Here is a 16,052-nt window from a genome sequence, read left to right as displayed (position 1 = left end):
CAAAATGATCGCCGAAAACCCGATGTCCGGGCGCGGCTGCCATGCCGGGATCGCGAACGGGTTTTGACAGCGCCGGAGGTTCCGGCGAATGTCGCATTCGTGACGCGGCAGGGGGCAGGACCCGGAATGCAGGCAGACAATGAGGATCCGATCTCCTTGTGGGATCGTACCGCGCCGGCGGATGCGATTGCGGGGGGCATGGCGGCCTCGGCCGATCTGGCCATCGTCGGTGCCGGTTTCACCGGGCTTTCGGCGGCCCTGCACGCAGCCGAGCAGGGGCTGAGCGTGCAGGTGATCGAGGCGCGGCGGATCGGTCATGGCGGTTCGGGGCGCAATGTCGGGCTGGTCAATGCCGGCCTGTGGCTGCCCCCGGATCAGGTTCGCGCCGCCCTGGGCGAAGAGGCCGGAAGCCGCTTGATCGCCGGTCTGGGGGACGCGCCCGATCTGGTCTTTTCGCTGATCGAACGTCACGGCATCGCCTGCGAGGCGTCCCGAAACGGCACCATCCATGTGGCTCATTCGGCAGCCGGGCTGGCCGATCTGCGCGACCGCGCATGGCAATGGCAGCGTTTGGGCGCACCCGTCGAACTGCTGTCGGCCGCCGAGGCCGCGCGGCGGACCGGGACCCGCGCCTTTCACGGCGGATTGCTGGATCGCCGCGCCGGCACGATCAACCCGATGGGCTATGCGCGCGGTCTGGCGCGCGCCGCGCGCGCGGCCGGGGCGCGGATCGTGGAAAACGTCCGCGTAACGAAGCTGACGCGCGAGGGTCCGGCCTGGCGCTTGCGCAGCGATGCGGGCGAGATCAGGGCGGATTCGGTGATCCTGGCCACCAACGCCTACAGCGACGGCCTGTGGCCGGGACTGGCGCGAAGCTTCATCCCGATCCGGTTCTTTCAGCTTGCGACGGCGCCGCTGGGGGATCGGGCCCGTTCGATCCTGCCCGGCGGTGAGGGCGTGTGGGATACGGCGCGCGTCATGTTCTCGTTGCGGCGCGACGTGGCGGGGCGGCTGATCCTGGGGTCCATGGGATCGCTGATTGGCGGCGATGCGGGCCTGTCGCGGCGATGGGCGGCCCGGCGGCTGCGGGTCCTGTTTCCCGATCTGGGTCCGGTCGAATTCGAGGCGGGCTGGGACGGACGCATCGCCATGACCGGCGATCATCTGCCGCGCATCCTTTGCCCGGCCGAGGGGCTGTTCATTCCGATCGGCTATAACGGGCGAGGCATCGGTCCGGGCACGCATGTCGGACGCGGACTGGCCCGGCATCTGGCGGGCGGGGCGTTGTCGGATCTGCCTCTGGCGCCATCCGCGATGCCGGTGGCCCGGGGCGGCAGGGCGGTGGCGCGGTTCTGCGATGCGGCCTTTGCGGCTCATCAATTGTGGCGATCGCTGTGACCGGCGGGGCCGGGGCACGGGATGATGGACGCCGGGCGCGGGCTGACCTATGACGGATCGCGAAGTGTTGATAAGGGGTGGACGTGATGAAGATTGCCGTGGCCGGACTGGGATATGTCGGATTGTCGAACGCGGTTCTGCTGGCCCAGCGTCATCAGGTGGTGGCGCTGGACATCGATGCCGAGCGCGTCGCGTCGGTGCAGGCGCGGGTTTCGCCCATCGAGGATGACGAGATCGCGGAATTCTTCGCCGGCCGGGCGCTGAACCTGACGGCGACGACCGATCCGCGCGAAGCGATGTCCGGGGCCGATTACGTGATCGTGGCGACGCCCACCAATTACGATCCCCGCAGCAATTACTTCGACACGTCCTCGGTCGAACAGGTCGTGGCCATGGCGTGCGAGATGGCGCCCGATGCGACCATCGTCATCAAATCGACGATTCCCGTGGGCTTTACCCGCAGCATCCGCGACAGGTCGGGTTGCGAGCGGATTCTGTTCTCGCCGGAATTCCTGCGCGAGGGCAAGGCACTTTACGACAATCTCCATCCCAGCCGGATCGTGGTCGGCGACAGGACGGCGGCGGCGCGCCGTTTCGCCGACATGCTGGTGGCGGCGGCCGAGGACCGCGATGTGCCGGTCCTGCTGACCGATTCGACCGAGGCCGAGGCGATCAAGCTGTTCGCCAATACCTTCCTTGCCATGCGGGTCGCGTTCTTCAACGAACTGGACAGCTATGCGCTGAGCCACGATCTGGATCCGCGCGCGATCATCGAGGGGGTGTCGCTGGATCCACGGGTGGGCGATTACTACAACAACCCGTCCTTCGGCTATGGCGGTTATTGTCTGCCAAAGGATACCAAGCAGTTGCTGGCGAATTATGACAGCGTGCCGCAGAACCTGATCGCGGCCATCGTGGAATCGAACCGGACGCGCAAGGACTTCATCTCGGATCAGGTCCTGTCGCGGCGGCCCAAGGTCGTGGGGATCTACCGGCTGGTGATGAAGGAAGGCTCGGACAATTTCCGCGACAGCGCGATTCAGGGCATCATGAAGCGGATCAAGGCCAAGGGTGTCGAATGTATCGTCTACGAGCCGGCGCTGGATGCCGAACAATTCTTCAACTCGGCCGTGATCCGCGATCTGGAGGCATTCAAGGCCAAGGCCGACCTGATCATCGCCAATCGCCGCCATGACGATCTGGACGATGTGGCCGGCAGGGTCTTTACCCGCGATCTGCTGAGACGCGATACCTGAAACGATTTCAGCGGTCGCGCCAGGCATACCACGCATAGGCCGCGCGCAGCAGGTGGCGGCGCAGGCCGCCACCCTCGAACCGGGGCGGAGGACGGGCGAAAAAGCCGGGCAGATCCGCGGTCTGGTCCATCGCCAGCCGGGCCATCTGCTGCCCGGCGAAGCTGCCCATCGCGACGCCGTTGCCGTGATAGCCGAAGGCCGCAAAGGCGCCCGGCCAGGTGTCGATGGGGCCGGTGAAGGGCACCAGGCTGCGGGTCAGGCAGGCGAGGCCGGACCAGAAATGCGTCATCCCGACCTGACGCCAGGCCGGGAACATGGCCTGGAAATCCGCGATGATCCGGTGGCGGATGGCGCGATGGGTGCGGGGCGTCCAGGCAATGCCGCCGCGCATCCCGAACAGGAACCGGCGGTCGGGCAGCAGGCGGAAGTAATGCAGCAGGCTGCGGCTGTCGAAGGCCATCAGATCGGTGCTCCAGCCCTGCGCGGCGATCTGGGCATCGGTCAGCGGCCGCGTCACGATCACCGAGGACTGCACCGGCAGATAGCGGCCGCGCATCCAGTCCGGCAGGTCTTCCGCGGAATAGCCGTTCGTGGCCAGCAGCAGCCGGCGCGCGCGCAGGTGTCCGTATGGCGTGGCCAGCACATAACTGTCCCGCCGCCGCGCGATCCGCAGAACCGGGCTGTCGGCGTGAAGGCGCGCGCCGTGATCCTGCGCGGCATGGGCCAGGCCCAGCACATATTTCCGCGGGTTCAGCGCAAAGCCCAGGGGCAGCACCAAACCGCCGTGAAAGCCCGTGCCCGCGGCGCCCTCGGCGGGCAGATCGGCGGCGGGGATCAGGCGCGGCGTGATGCCATAATCGCGCGCGGCCAGCCCGGCCTCTTGCTGAAACGCGGCCCAGTCGCGCGGGCGATGCGCCAGTTGCAACTCGCCACCCCGCGAATGGGTGTCGGCGTCGATGCGGTGATCGTCCAGAACCGCGCGGACATGGGCGATGGCGGCCATCTCGGTGGTGCGATAACGGCGGTGCTCGGCCTCGCCATAGCGGCGGATCATCGCGTCACGGCCCAGCTTTGCGCCGCCGAGGCAGCAGAAGCCGCCATTGCGGCCCGAGGCGCCCCAGCCGGGCCGGTGCCGGTCCAGCACCGCCACATCCTGCCCCGACCGGGCCAGTTCCAGCGCCGCCGACAGCCCGGTGACGCCTGCCCCGATCACCGCGAAATCGGCCTGGGCCTCGCCGTGCAGGGCCGGATAGGTGCACGGATCATCCTGCGTGCCGGGCCAGAAACAGCCGTCCAGGGCGGCCGCGCCGTAGGCTGCGGGTTCATAGAGGCGCGACCGACTCATGCACGCACGCCGGCCAGTTCCTCTTGCCGCTGACGGATGATGGCGCGCTTTGACACCAGCGAGGCCGAGACGACGCCCACGGCCACGATGGAGATCATGATCGTGGACAGGGCGTTGATTTCGGGGCTGACGCCAAGGCGGACCGAGGAAAAGATGCGGATCGGCAGCGTGGTCGAGGACGGGCCGGCGGTGAACGAGGCGATCACCAGATCGTCCAGCGACAGGGTGAAGGCCAGAAGCCAGCCCGAGATCACCGCCGGCGTGATGATCGGCAGCGTCACCGACCGGAAGGCGTCGAAGGGCGTGCAGCCCAGATCCAGCGCGGCCTCTTCCAGCGAACGGTCGAAGGTCATCAGCCGCGACGAGACGACGACCGAGACATAGCACATGGAAAACGTCGTATGCGCCAGGACGATGGTGAAGATGCCGCGGTCAAGGTTGATGGCGATGAACAGCAGCAGCAGCGAAAGGCCGGTGATCACGTCGGGCATGACCAGTGGCGCGTAGATCATGCCGGAAAACAGCGTCCGCCCCGGAAAGCGCCCCGCCCGGACCAGCACATAGGCCGCCATCGTGCCCAGAACCGTCGCCAGCGTCGACGAGAAGAAGGCGACCCGCAGCGTCACCCAAGCCGCGTCCAGGAACTGCTGGTTGCCCATCAGAGAGACATACCACTGCGTCGAGAAGCCCGCCCAGACCGTGACCAGCTTCGAGGCGTTGAAGCTGTAGATGATCAGGATCAGCATCGGCAGATACAGGAAGGCGAAGCCCAGGCTCAGCGTGGTGACGTTGAACCAGCTCAGGCGGCGATTCATTGGCTGGCCTCCTGCTGGCGTTGTTGGTTGCGCTGGAACAGCACGATGGGAACGATCAGCAGAATCAGCAGGACCACCGCGACCGCAGAGGCCACCGGCCAGTCGCGGTTCGAGAAGAATTCCTCCCACAGGACCTTGCCGATCATCAGCGTGCGCGAGCCGCCCAGCAGCGAGGGAATCACGAATTCGCCTATGACCGGGATGAAGACCAGAAAACAGCCCGCGATGATGCCCGGCCGCGACAGCGGCAGCGTCACCAGCCAGAAGGCCGACAGCCGCGAACAGCCCAGATCCTCGGCCGCCTCGATCAGGGCGCCGTCCATCTTTTCCAGCGTGGCGTAGATCGGCAGGATCATGAAGGGCAGGTAGGTATAGACGATGCCTATATAGACGGCCGTCGTCGTGTTCATGATCTGGAGCGGCATGTCGATGATGCCGGTCCAGAGCAGGAACTGGTTCAGGAACCCCTCATTCGCAAGGATCCCGATCCACGCATAGACCCGGATCAGGAACGAGGTCCAGAAGGGCAGGATCACCAGCATCATCAGCGTGGGCCGCCATTCGTCGGGACTTTGCGCCATGCCGTAGGCGACGGGATAGCCGACCAGCAGCGTGATGAAGGTCGAGACGGCCGCGATCTGCAAGCTGGACAGATAGGACCGCCAATACAATTCGTCCTGGGTCAGCCAGATGAAATTCTCGAAATCGAGCTGGCCGAAGAATTCCTTGATCGACGCCCAGCCGCCCGACAGATCCAGCGTCGGCGTGTAGGGCGGAATCGCCACCGCCGTATCCGAAAGCGAGATTTTCAGCACGATCAGGAATGGCACCAGGAACAGCCCCAGCAGCCACAGATAGGGAATCGCGATCAGCAACAGGCGGCGCAGGTTCATGACTGCCTCCCTATTCGGTCAGGACGACGCCGGCGGTCTCGGTCCAGGACAGCCAGACCTCGTCGTCCCAGGTAAAGTCGCGCCGCGCCAGGCGTCGCGCATTGGTCATCTGGGCCGAGAATTTCTGCCCGCCCGGCAATTCCAGGTGATAGGTCGAGACATTGCCGAGATAGCCGATATCGACGATCCTGCCGCGAACCTGATTGGTGCGGTCGGGATCGGGTTCGGTTCCCACGACGATCTTTTCCGGCCGGATCGCGAAGGAGACGCGCTGTCCGTCCGGGATGTGGTCGGCTGCGGCGATGATCGGCTGCGCGCCTTCGGCGTAGTGGATCGACACCCGGCCCTCGCCGGCAGGCGAGGCATTGCCCTCGATGATGTTCACATCGCCGATGAAATCCGCGACATAGACGCTGTTCGGGTTCTCGTAGATGCCGGCGGGCGTGTCCACCTGGACGATGCGCCCGTGATCCATGACCGCGACGCGGCTGGCGACCGTCATCGCCTCTTCCTGATCGTGGGTGACGATGACGAAGGTCGTGCCGGTCTTTTCCTGAATGTCCATCAGCTCGAACTGCGTATCTTCGCGCAGCTTGCGGTCCAGGGCGCCCAGCGGTTCGTCCAGCAGCAACAGCTTGGGCGCCTTGGCCAGCGACCGGGCCAGCGCCACCCGCTGCCGCTGTCCGCCGGAAATCTGGTGCGGCTTGCGTCTGGCGAATTTCTCGAGCCGGGTCAGGCGCAGCATCTCGGTCACGCGCGCGGTAATCTCGTCCCGCGACATCTTCGATCGTTTCAGCCCGAAGGCGATGTTGTCCTCGACCGTCAGATGGGGAAACAGCGCATAGCTTTGGAACATCATGTTCACCGGCCGCTTGTTGGGCGGGATCGGCCCGACATCGACATCATCGACGGTGATCTTGCCTTCGCTGGGCGTCTCGAACCCTGCCAGCATCCGCATCAGCGTGGTCTTGCCGCAGCCCGAGGGGCCGAGAAGGGCGAAGAATTCCTTGCGGTAGATGTCCAGATCCAGGCTGTCGATGGCGGTGAAGGTCCCGAACCGCTTGGTGACGTTGCGGAACCGGATCAGCGGCACCTCGTTCGGATCGTCCCAGGGGGCGAAGACATTCTGCGGCTTGGACTGCGCCATCGAAACCTCTGACGGATGAGCGGCAAGGAATGCGCCGCGCCCGAACAGGGCGCGGCGGCGGCGTTCCGGATCAGGTGCCGGACTTGATCTTGGTCCAGAGCCGGGTGACGATCCGCTGCACCTTGGGGTCGTAGGGCGTGAAGGTGTAGAGGTTCTTCATCGTCTCGGCCGAAGGATAGATCGCCGGATCGCCGATCACGTCCTCGTTCAGGTATTGCTGCGACGCCTTGTTGCCGTTGGCGTAATAGACATAGTTCGACGCGGCCGCCATGTTCTGCGGATCCATCATGAAATTCAGAAACTTGAGCGCGCCGTCGGGATTGGGTGCATCGGCCGGGATGGCCATCTGGTCAAACCACATCAGCGCGCCTTCCTTGGGCGCGTTATAGGCGATCGTGATGCCGTTGTCGGCCTCGGCGGCGCGGTCGCGGGCCTGCAGGATGTCGCCCGACCAGCCGAAGGCCACGCAGATGTCGCCATTGGCCAGCGCGTTGATGTATTCCGAACTGTGGAACTTCGAGATATAGGGTCTGACCGGCATCAGCACCCCCTCGACCTTGGCGATCACGTCGGGATCCTTGCTGTCGGGATCCTCGCCTAGGAACTTCAGCGCCGCAGGGATCACCTCGGTCGGCGCGTCCAGAAACATGACGCCGCAGGAGGCCAGCTTCTCCATGTTCTCGGGCTTGAAGATCAGATCCAGGCTGTCGATCGGCGCATCCTCGCCCAGGGCCTGCCTGACCTTCTCGACATTCACGCCAAGCCCGGTCGTGCCCCACATGTAATTGATCGAATATTCGTTGCCGGGATCATATTTGGCCGTGCGTTCCTTGATCACGTCCCACAGGTTCACCGCGTTGGGCAGCTTGTCGTAATCCAGCTTCTGGAAAACGCCCGCCTGGATCTGGCGCTGAAGAAAGGATCCGGTCGGCACGACCACGTCATAGCCCGACGATCCCGCCAGCATCTTGGTTTCCAGCACCTCGTTGCTGTCGAAGACGTCGTAGATCAGATCGATTCCGGTTTCGTCCTCGAATTTCGCCAGCAGCGATTCGTCGATATAGTCGGACCAGTTGTAGACGCGGACCTCCTCGGCCTGCGCGGCGGTCCCGGCGGCGATAAGGGCGGCCAGCGGCATCCATGCCTTTTTCATTGCGAAACTCCCCTGTTGGTGGTTCTCATTGTCTTTCGCAGCCCAATTTGATCAAAAGCGAATGGGCGTCGCAACATGATAATCGGGACAGGTGGCGGCGATCCTGTCAAGACCAAGTCACCGGCCCGTTCGAAAAGAGGAATGCCCGGAATTTGAACAATCCCGAACCGAAGCCTCCGGAACATGTCCGCGTCCACCACCGCCTGCGCGAGATGATCCTGTCGGGCGACCTGGCGCCGGGCCAGCCGGTCACGATCCAGGGGCTGGTGGCGATGCTGGGCGCCGGCATGACCCCCGTGCGCGAGGCGATCCGGCGGCTGATCGCCGAGGGCGCCTTGCAATTTCAGGGCAACCGGCGGGTTTCGGTGCCGATCCTGTCCGAGGCCCAGATCGACGAATTGCTGTTCGCCCGCCTCGCCCTGGAACCCGAACTGGTGCGCCGCGCCGCGCCGCTGCTGACCACTGCCCAGATCGCCGGTCTGAACCGGATCGACGATGTTCTGAACCAGGCCATCGCCGGCGGCGACATCACCGGCTACATGATGCAGAACCACCGCTTTCACATGACGCTTTACGCCGCCTCGGCCTCGCAGGTCCTGCTGCCGCTGGTCGAGGCCCTGTGGCTGCGCGCCGCGCCATCGCTGCGGGTCATGTGCGGCCGATTCGGCACCCGCAACCTGCCCGATCTGCACCAGCAGGCGCTGGCTGCGCTGGCGCGCGGAGACGGGACGGCCGCCGGCGTGGCCATCGCCGGCGACATCAGGCAGGGGATGGAGAACGTTCGCGCCATCCTGCGCGAAAAGATTTGATCAAATCGGGTTGACGCCATTCGGCGAAGCTCTATCTTGTCCGCAAAGGGTCGCCATGCGCGGCCATTTTTTCGTTCCGATCCGCGTGCGAGGAGCCTGACGATGATCCAGAACCACCTGCCCACGGCCGAATTGCAGGCCATCGACGCGGCCCATCACATGCATCCCTTCACCGCCGGCGCGGAGCTGAGCGCGAAGGGCGCGCGCGTCATTACCCGCGCCGAGGGCGTGTTCCTGACAGACAGCGACGGGAACGAGATCCTGGACGGCATGGCCGGCCTGTGGTGCGTCAATATCGGCTATGGGCGCGAGGAATTGGTGCAGGCCGCCGCCGAACAGATGCGCCAGCTGCCGTTCTACAACACCTTCTTCCAGACGACCCACATTCCGGCGCTGAGCCTTGCCAAACGCCTGGCCGAGCTTGCGCCCGGCGATCTGAACCACGTCTTCTTCAACGGTTCGGGATCGGATTCCAACGACACCAACCTGCGGATCGTGCGGCACTTCTGGGCCGCGCAGGGCCAGCCCGAAAAGCAGGTCGTGATCTCGCGATGGAACGGCTATCACGGGTCCACCATGGGCGCGGCCAGCCTGGGCGGGATGAAGGGGATGCACGCGCAGGGCGGCCTGCCGATCCCCGGCATCGTCCATATAGACCAGCCGGACTGGTGGTCGGAAGGCGGCGACATGACGCCCGAGGAATTCGGCCTCGAACGCGCCCGCCAGCTTGAGGCGAAGATCGAGGAAATCGGCCCCGACAAGGTCGCGGCCTTCATCGCCGAGCCGGTGCAGGGTGCGGGCGGCGTGATCGTGCCGCCCGAAACCTACTGGCCCGAGATCAACCGCATCCTTGCCAAATACGACATCCTGCTGATCGCGGACGAGGTAATCTGCGGCTTCGGGCGGACCGGCAACTGGTTCGGCTCGCAGACGATGGGGATGACACCCGACATCATGACCATCGCAAAGGGCCTGACCTCGGGCTATGCGCCAATGGGCGGATCCATCCTGTCGGACCGGGTGGCGAAGGTCATCAACGAGACGGGTGAATTCGCCCATGGCTATACCTATTCCGCCCATCCCGTCGCCGCCGCCGTGGCGCTGGAAAACCTGCGCATCCTGGACGAGGATGGCATTGTCGATCGCGTGGCCAAGGTGACGGCGCCTTATCTGAAGGCCAGGTGGGAAAGCCTGACGGATCACCCGATGGTGGGCGAGGCCAAGATCGTCGGCATGATGGGGTCAATCGCGCTGACGCCGGACAAGGACAGCCGGGCGCGCTTTGCCGCGGATGCGGGGACCGTGGGGCTGATCTGCCGCGAACGCTGTTTCGCCAATAATCTGGTCATGCGCCATGTCGGCGACAGGATGATCATCTCGCCGCCGCTGGTCATCAGCGAATCCGAGATCGACCTGCTGATCGAACGGGCGCGAACCTCGATCGACCAGGCCTGCCAGCTGGTCCGGGAACAGGGGCTGTGGCAGGCCGCATGATCGGGCGCCTGCCGCGCCGAAGCCCGGCCCGCCTGCGGACCCTTGCGCCGTGGCGTGGGCGTGAGGATCGGTTCGACGCCGATGCCGTGCGACGCACCGTCATCTTCCTCGCGGGGCGCGGCGATTCTTCTGGAATGCCGCGACGGTTTCTGGTCAGAGAGGCGCAAAACCGGAACCCAAGCAGAAAAAGGCCGATGAGCATCCATCTTTATCCGAACGACCTGCCCGACGACGTGAACCTTGGCCCCGTTGTGGCCATCGACACCGAAACGATGGGGCTGGATCCTCGCCGCGACCGGTTGTGTCTGGTGCAGATGTCGGCGGGCGACGGCGATGCCCATCTTGTCCAGATCGAGCGCGGTCAGACCGAGGCTCCCAACCTGTGCCGGATCCTGACCGATCCCAAGGTGGTGAAGCTGTTCCATTTCGGCCGTTTCGACATCGCGGCGCTGGAAAACGCTTTCGGCGTCGTGACCTCGCCGGTCTGGTGCACCAAGATCGCCTCGAAGCTGGTGCGCACCTTCACCGACCGGCACGGGCTGAAATACCTGTTGAACGAACTGGCGGATGTCGATGTCAGCAAGCAGCAGCAGACCAGCGACTGGGGGCAGCCGGATCTGACGGACGCGCAACTGGAATACGCGGCCTCCGACGTCCTGCACCTGCACAAGCTGAAGGCCGCGCTTGAGGAACGGCTGAAGCGCGAGAACCGGATGGGGCTTGCGCAGGCCTGTTTCGATTTCCTGCCCGCCCGCGCCCATCTGGATCTGCTGGGCTGGGGGGATGAAAAGGACATCTTCCAGCACTAGATGGAAGACGACGGCCGGGGGCGCTTTCCCCCCGGACCCCCAACAGAGACGTGGCGACCAGAGCAGGGGTCAGGGGTTTGGCAGATTACATCGAGACCGCGCGGCGCGTGATCCGCACCGAGATCGCCGGGCTGGAGCGGCTGGCCGACGGACTTGGCGACAGTTTCCAGCGTGCAATCGAGGTGATCCTGAGCGCCCGAGGCCGGGTCATCGTCTCGGGCATGGGCAAGTCGGGCCATGTCGCGCGCAAGATCGCGGCGACACTGGCCTCCACCGGCACGCCGGCGCAATTCGTCCATCCGGCCGAGGCCAGTCACGGCGATCTGGGCATGGTGACGCAGGGCGATGCGGCGCTGATTCTGTCCAACAGCGGCGAAACGCCCGAACTGGCCGATCTGGTCGCGCATACCCGGCGGTTCGCCATCCCGCTGATCGCGGTCGCTTCGCGCCCCGAATCGACGCTGTTGCGGCAGGCGGATGTGGCCCTGGTCCTGCCCGCCGCCGAAGAGGCCTGCGGGCGCGGCATCGTGCCCACCACCTCGACCACGATGACGCTGGCCCTGGGCGATGCGCTGGCCGTTGCGCTGATGGAGCATCGTCAGTTCACGGCCGAGCATTTCCGGACCTTTCATCCGGGTGGCAAGCTGGGCGCGCTGTTGTCGAAGGTCGGCGATCTGATGCATTCCGACATGCCCCTGATCGGCGAAAGCGCACCGATGGCGGACGCGCTGCTGGTCATCAGCCAGAAGGGATATGGCGTGACCGGGGTCACGGACGGGTCCGGCGCCCTGGTCGGAATCATCACCGATGGCGACTTGCGGCGCCACATGCAGGGATTGCTGGACTACCGCGCCGACGAGGTGATGACCCGCGATCCGCGCACCATCGCCCCCGACGCCCTGGCCGAGGCGGCCCTGGCCGAGATGCAGGACCGCAAGATCACCTGTCTTTTCGCCGTCCGGGGCGGCAGGCCGGAAGGCATTCTGCATATCCACGACTGCCTGCGCGCCGGACTGGTCTAGGCGGATGGGGCGCACCCGCATCGTCCGCTGGCTGCGCGTGCTTCTGCCACTGGCGGCGCTGGCGATCCTGTCCACGCTGTTCCTGTTCTCGCGCCGACCCGAAGAGGATTCGCGCATTCCCTATGCCCAGCTCGATGCCGAACAGATGGCGCGCGAGCCGCGCCTCGTGGCGCCCGATTATACCGGCGTGACCGATGACGGTGCCGAATTGTCGCTGAGCGCCAGCGAGGCGACGCCGCCAGGCCAAGGGGCCGGCGCCGCGCGCGACGTGCGGCTGGACTGGCGGCGCAAGGACGGCCTGACCGCCGATCTGACCGCGCCCCGGGCCGGGCTTGCCGATGGCCTGATCGGACTGCGCGGCGGCGTGAGGATGACCACCTCGTCGGGCTGGCGGATGGATGCGCCCAGCGTCGATGCCGCGACTGACCGTTCGCTGATTCGCGCGACCGGCGGGGTCGAGGCCGAGGCGCCGTTCGGCAGCATCCGCGCAGACCGCATGGATCTGCAGCCAAAGCGCGAAGACGGGGCGGGCGCAGCGGTCTTGAATTTCTCGGGCTCCGTCCGTTTGATATACCAACCCTGAACCCCGGACGAGGATGCCCGCCATGCTGCGCCCCCTGACCATCGCCCTGACCCTCCTGGCCGCGCCCGCCCTGGCGCAGAACGTGGCCTTCGGCGGCATGACGGCCGACACCTCGGCCCCGGTCGAGGTCGCCGCCGACAATCTTGCCGTCGATCAGGCGGATGGCAGCGCGGTCTTCACCGGCAATGTGGTGATCGGCCAGGGCGAGATGCGGCTGGCCGCCGACAGCGTGACGGTAATCTATGCAGAGGGCGGGCAGAACCGGATCCAGGCGCTGAAGGCCCAGGGGAACGTGACCCTGACCTCGGGCAAGGATGCGGCACAGTCCGAAACGGCCGATTACGACGTTGCCAGTGGCAATATCGCGCTGGCCGGCGCGGTGGTGCTGAAACAGGGCCAGAACGTGCTGACCGGCGACCGCATGATCGTCAACCTTGCCGACGGCACCGCCAGGGTCGATGGCCGGGTGCGATCCGTGCTCCAGCCCGGCGGCAATTGATGGCGCGGGACACTCAGGTCAGGGCAGGCGGGCTGCGGGTCGCGGGGCTGCGCAAATCCTATCGCAACCGGCCGGTGATCCGCGATGTCTCGGTCACGCTGGACCGGGGCGAGGTGGTGGCGCTGCTGGGGCCGAACGGGTCCGGCAAGACGACCTGCTTCTACTGCATCGCGGGGCTGGTCGCGCCGGATGCCGGGCAGGTCATGATCGACGGCCGCGACGCGACCGCGCTGCCGATGTTCCGCCGTGCACGGATGGGCATCGGCTATCTGCCACAGGAAATGTCGATCTTTCGGGGCCTGACGGTCGAGCAGAACATCATGGCCGTGCTGGAGGTGACGCTGGACGATCCGCGCCACCGCCGCGACCGGCTGGAGGAGTTGCTGGGGGATTTCTCGATCGGTCATCTGCGCGGCGCGCCGGCCCTGGCCCTGTCGGGGGGCGAGCGGCGGCGATGCGAGATCGCGCGCTGTCTGGCCTCGGATCCCGGCTATCTGCTGCTGGACGAGCCCTTTGCGGGCGTCGATCCGATCGCGGTGGGCGAGATTCGCGGGCTGGTCCATGATCTGAAATCGCGCGGCATCGGGGTGCTGATCACCGATCACAACGTTCGCGAGACGCTGGGCATCGTGGATCGCGCCTATATCCTGCATGACGGCAACGTGCTGATGTCCGGCTCGACGCAGGAGATCGTTGCCGACGCGCGGGTCCGCAAGGTCTATCTGGGCGACAGCTTCAGCCTGGCCTGATTGCCGTTCCACGGGACGACCTTGAATGCGAAGTGGCGGACCCGCGATCCGGACTGCGCTTGCGCGGCGATTGCGGGCGGCTTTCGCCGCAAGACCCGGCCCCCGACAGCACGCTGCTCACCAGCTCGTGCGGCGCGGGTCGTCGGCGATCCTCCGCCGCCCCGTTGACAGCCAAGCCGCTCTGTCACCAAATGTTCAGGTGGCGGCACGGAATGCCGTCTCAAACCCGGGCCTGGCTTTCTGCGTCGGGCAGGCGTGTCAGACCGGGCAACCGAAGAGGAACGACGATGCGCTATACGATCAGCGGAAAACATATCGATGTGGGCGATGCCCTCAGCACTCATGTCGAGACGGAACTGGGCGAGACGGTGACCAAATATTCGCAGCGGCCCACCGATGCGACCGTCACCTTTTCCCGCGACGCGCATCAGTTCCTGTGCGATAGCGTCGTGCATCTGTCCACCGGCCTGACCGTGCAGGCGCGCGGGGCCGCGGTCGAGATTTATGATGCCTTCGAGGCCTGCCGCGAGAAGATGGACAAGCAGCTTCGCCGCTACAAGCGCCGTCTGAAGGATCATCACAAGGACCGCTCTGATCCGGTTGAATTCGGCCCCGCGGGCATGTATGTGCTGTCCGCCGACGAGGATGTGTGGGAGACGAAGGATAGCGGGCTTCAACCCATCATCATCGCCGAAATGGAGGCGCGTGTGCCCACGCTTTCGGTAGGGGATGCCGTGATGCAGATGGAACTGGCCGGAACGCCGCTGCTGGTGTTTCGCAACGAGAAACACGGCGGCGTCAACGTCGTCCACCGCCGCGACGACGGCAATGTGGGTTGGATCGATCCGCGCGGCAATGGCTGATCGTCGCCCGCGACATGGCTGAACCGACGGACCGCCCCCGGCGTTTTCGCGCGGGGGCGCATCCATTGAGAGAGACGCAAGCATCATGCAACTCAGCGAGATCCTGAAACCCGGCGCCGTTCGTTCTCTTGGGCAGGTCACCTCGAAGAAACGGCTGTTTCAGGAACTGGCCGATCTGGCCAATGCCGAATACAAGCTGAACATCTCGGAGGTTGTGGATGCTCTGCAGGAGCGCGAAAGCCTGGGGCCGACGGGTGTCGGCCATGGCGTCGCGCTGCCCCATGCCCGCCTGCACGGGCTGGACAACGTCGTGGGGCTGTTCCTGCGCCTCGAGAAACCGCTGGATTTCGACGCGGTGGACCGCCAGCCGGTCGATCTGATCTTTGCGCTTCTGGCCCCAGAATCCAGTGGCGTCGATCATCTGAAGGCGCTGGCGCTGGTCTCGCGGACGCTGCGCGACAACGATTTGCGCGCGAAGCTGCGTGCCAACGACGACGCGACCGCCCTGCATGCCGTTCTGTCGGCGGCTCAGGGAATCAAGGCCGCCTGACGGTTCCAATCGGTCTGTTCCGGTCCTATATTGATGGTCCAGAAGGCCAGAGGAGGGCCGGATCATGAACAAGCATGTCAGCGATCAACCCCGCAGCCAGAACGGAACGCGCCTGCGCGAATACGCACGCCAGGAACGCGAGGCCGGCACCCATCCCGCCATCAAGACCCTGCGCGCCCGCCCGAAGATGCGGGGTGACGAGAACCGCAAGACCGCCGAATTCCTGCGGATCGAACGGGATCAAACGGCCTAGCCGCGCAGGTCAGCCGGCCTCTGCGGGGCGCTGGATCAGATCCCGGAGATTGCCGTAGAGGTCGGCGAAAACCGCCGCGATGCCGCAATCCGCCAATCTCGGTTCGCGGATGATCCGGATGCCTGCCCGGCGCAGTCGGGCCAGGTCCGCGCGTAAATCGTCGGTTTCCAGAAAAAGAAAGACACGGCCGCCGGTCTGATCGCCGACGACCGCGTTCTGGGCGTCGCTGGTCGCGCGCGCCAGCAGCAAGGAAACGCCGCCACCCGACGGTTGCACCAGAACCCATCGCTTGTCCTGTTCCGGCTGATGGACACCTTCAAGCAGCCGGAAACCCAGGACATCGACATGGAACCCGATCGCCTCGTCATGATCGCGCACCACCAGCGCGAGATGGGCGTCGGTGATTCAAGCGCG

General features: G+C 65.5%; 18 protein-coding genes. 12 read left to right on the top strand and 6 right to left on the bottom strand.

Annotated features, from left to right (window positions below; genetic code table 11):
• Positions 1–126 precede the first annotated feature (126 nt).
• A complete protein-coding gene (locus B4A72_RS06770; RefSeq protein ID WP_292957965.1) occupies positions 127–1,398 on the top strand; it encodes an NAD(P)/FAD-dependent oxidoreductase in 1,272 nt (423 codons plus the stop codon).
• 86 nt (positions 1,399–1,484) lie between these two features.
• The gene (locus B4A72_RS06765) at positions 1,485–2,654 is read left to right on the top strand and encodes a nucleotide sugar dehydrogenase (RefSeq protein WP_292957963.1); all 1,170 of its coding nucleotides are present in this window, start codon (positions 1,485–1,487) and stop codon (positions 2,652–2,654) included.
• 7 nt (positions 2,655–2,661) lie between these two features.
• Here the strand turns inward: B4A72_RS06765 and B4A72_RS06760 are convergent, their stop codons facing one another.
• From B4A72_RS06760 to B4A72_RS06740, 5 genes are all read right to left on the bottom strand, one after another.
• Positions 2,662–3,999, bottom strand: coding sequence for an NAD(P)/FAD-dependent oxidoreductase (locus B4A72_RS06760; protein ID WP_292957961.1), 1,338 nt, complete (start codon positions 3,997–3,999; stop codon positions 2,662–2,664).
• Positions 3,996–4,814, bottom strand: coding sequence for an ABC transporter permease (locus tag B4A72_RS06755; RefSeq protein WP_292957959.1), 819 nt, complete (start codon positions 4,812–4,814; stop codon positions 3,996–3,998). The genes B4A72_RS06760 and B4A72_RS06755 overlap by 4 nt, the downstream gene beginning before the upstream one ends.
• On the bottom strand, positions 4,811–5,701 hold the full coding sequence (locus B4A72_RS06750; RefSeq protein ID WP_292957979.1) for an ABC transporter permease subunit: 891 nt from the start codon (positions 5,699–5,701) through the stop codon (positions 4,811–4,813). Before B4A72_RS06750 ends, B4A72_RS06755 begins: the two co-directional genes overlap by 4 nt.
• A 16-nt stretch (positions 5,702–5,717) precedes the next feature.
• The gene (locus B4A72_RS06745; protein WP_292978247.1) at positions 5,718–6,854 is read right to left on the bottom strand and encodes an ABC transporter ATP-binding protein; all 1,137 of its coding nucleotides are present in this window, start codon (positions 6,852–6,854) and stop codon (positions 5,718–5,720) included.
• A gap of 70 nt (positions 6,855–6,924) precedes the next feature.
• Entirely contained in the window at positions 6,925–8,007 is a 1,083-nt protein-coding gene (locus B4A72_RS06740; RefSeq protein WP_292957955.1) for a polyamine ABC transporter substrate-binding protein, read from the bottom strand.
• Between the two features lie 152 nt (positions 8,008–8,159).
• Between B4A72_RS06740 and B4A72_RS06735 the strand changes: the two genes are divergently transcribed.
• The 10 genes from B4A72_RS06735 to B4A72_RS06690 all read left to right on the top strand — a co-directional run bounded on the left by B4A72_RS06735 (position 8,160) and on the right by B4A72_RS06690 (position 15,638).
• Positions 8,160–8,816: a GntR family transcriptional regulator gene (locus tag B4A72_RS06735; RefSeq protein WP_292957953.1), complete on the top strand. Its 657-nt coding sequence runs from the start codon at positions 8,160–8,162 to the stop codon at positions 8,814–8,816.
• A gap of 96 nt (positions 8,817–8,912) precedes the next feature.
• Entirely contained in the window at positions 8,913–10,310 is a 1,398-nt protein-coding gene (locus B4A72_RS06730) for an aspartate aminotransferase family protein (RefSeq protein WP_292957977.1), read from the top strand.
• A 194-nt stretch (positions 10,311–10,504) separates the two neighbouring features.
• A complete protein-coding gene (locus B4A72_RS06725; protein WP_292957951.1) occupies positions 10,505–11,119 on the top strand; it encodes a ribonuclease D in 615 nt (204 codons plus the stop codon).
• A 77-nt stretch (positions 11,120–11,196) separates the two neighbouring features.
• The gene (locus B4A72_RS06720; protein ID WP_292957949.1) at positions 11,197–12,141 is read left to right on the top strand and encodes a KpsF/GutQ family sugar-phosphate isomerase; all 945 of its coding nucleotides are present in this window, start codon (positions 11,197–11,199) and stop codon (positions 12,139–12,141) included.
• A 4-nt stretch (positions 12,142–12,145) separates the two neighbouring features.
• Positions 12,146–12,724 (top strand): hypothetical protein, encoded by a 579-nt coding sequence (locus B4A72_RS06715; protein ID WP_292957947.1) that lies wholly within the window; start codon positions 12,146–12,148, stop codon positions 12,722–12,724.
• Positions 12,725–12,746: 22 nt separating this feature from the next.
• A complete protein-coding gene (gene lptA / locus B4A72_RS06710; protein WP_292957945.1) occupies positions 12,747–13,223 on the top strand; it encodes a lipopolysaccharide transport periplasmic protein LptA in 477 nt (158 codons plus the stop codon).
• Complete coding sequence (lptB, locus tag B4A72_RS06705) at positions 13,223–13,972, top strand: LPS export ABC transporter ATP-binding protein (RefSeq protein WP_292957943.1); 750 nt, start codon at positions 13,223–13,225, stop codon at positions 13,970–13,972. Before lptA ends, lptB begins: the two co-directional genes overlap by 1 nt.
• A gap of 287 nt (positions 13,973–14,259) precedes the next feature.
• Entirely contained in the window at positions 14,260–14,835 is a 576-nt protein-coding gene (gene hpf / locus B4A72_RS06700; RefSeq protein ID WP_292957941.1) for a ribosome hibernation-promoting factor, HPF/YfiA family, read from the top strand.
• Positions 14,836–14,920: 85 nt separating this feature from the next.
• Positions 14,921–15,385: a PTS sugar transporter subunit IIA gene (locus B4A72_RS06695; protein ID WP_292957939.1), complete on the top strand. Its 465-nt coding sequence runs from the start codon at positions 14,921–14,923 to the stop codon at positions 15,383–15,385.
• A gap of 64 nt (positions 15,386–15,449) precedes the next feature.
• On the top strand, positions 15,450–15,638 hold the full coding sequence (locus B4A72_RS06690; RefSeq protein ID WP_292957938.1) for a hypothetical protein: 189 nt from the start codon (positions 15,450–15,452) through the stop codon (positions 15,636–15,638).
• 9 nt (positions 15,639–15,647) lie between these two features.
• Here the strand turns inward: B4A72_RS06690 and B4A72_RS06685 are convergent, their stop codons facing one another.
• Entirely contained in the window at positions 15,648–16,043 is a 396-nt protein-coding gene (locus B4A72_RS06685) for a VOC family protein (protein ID WP_292957975.1), read from the bottom strand.
• Positions 16,044–16,052: the final 9 nt, after the last annotated feature.

Origin of the sequence: Paracoccus sp. UBA5162 (assembly GCF_002413585.1) — a bacterium.
GTDB lineage: Bacteria > Pseudomonadota > Alphaproteobacteria > Rhodobacterales > Rhodobacteraceae > Paracoccus.
Note: the sequence above shows the minus strand (reverse complement) of the source record. Positions and strands in the feature narration are given on the sequence as shown.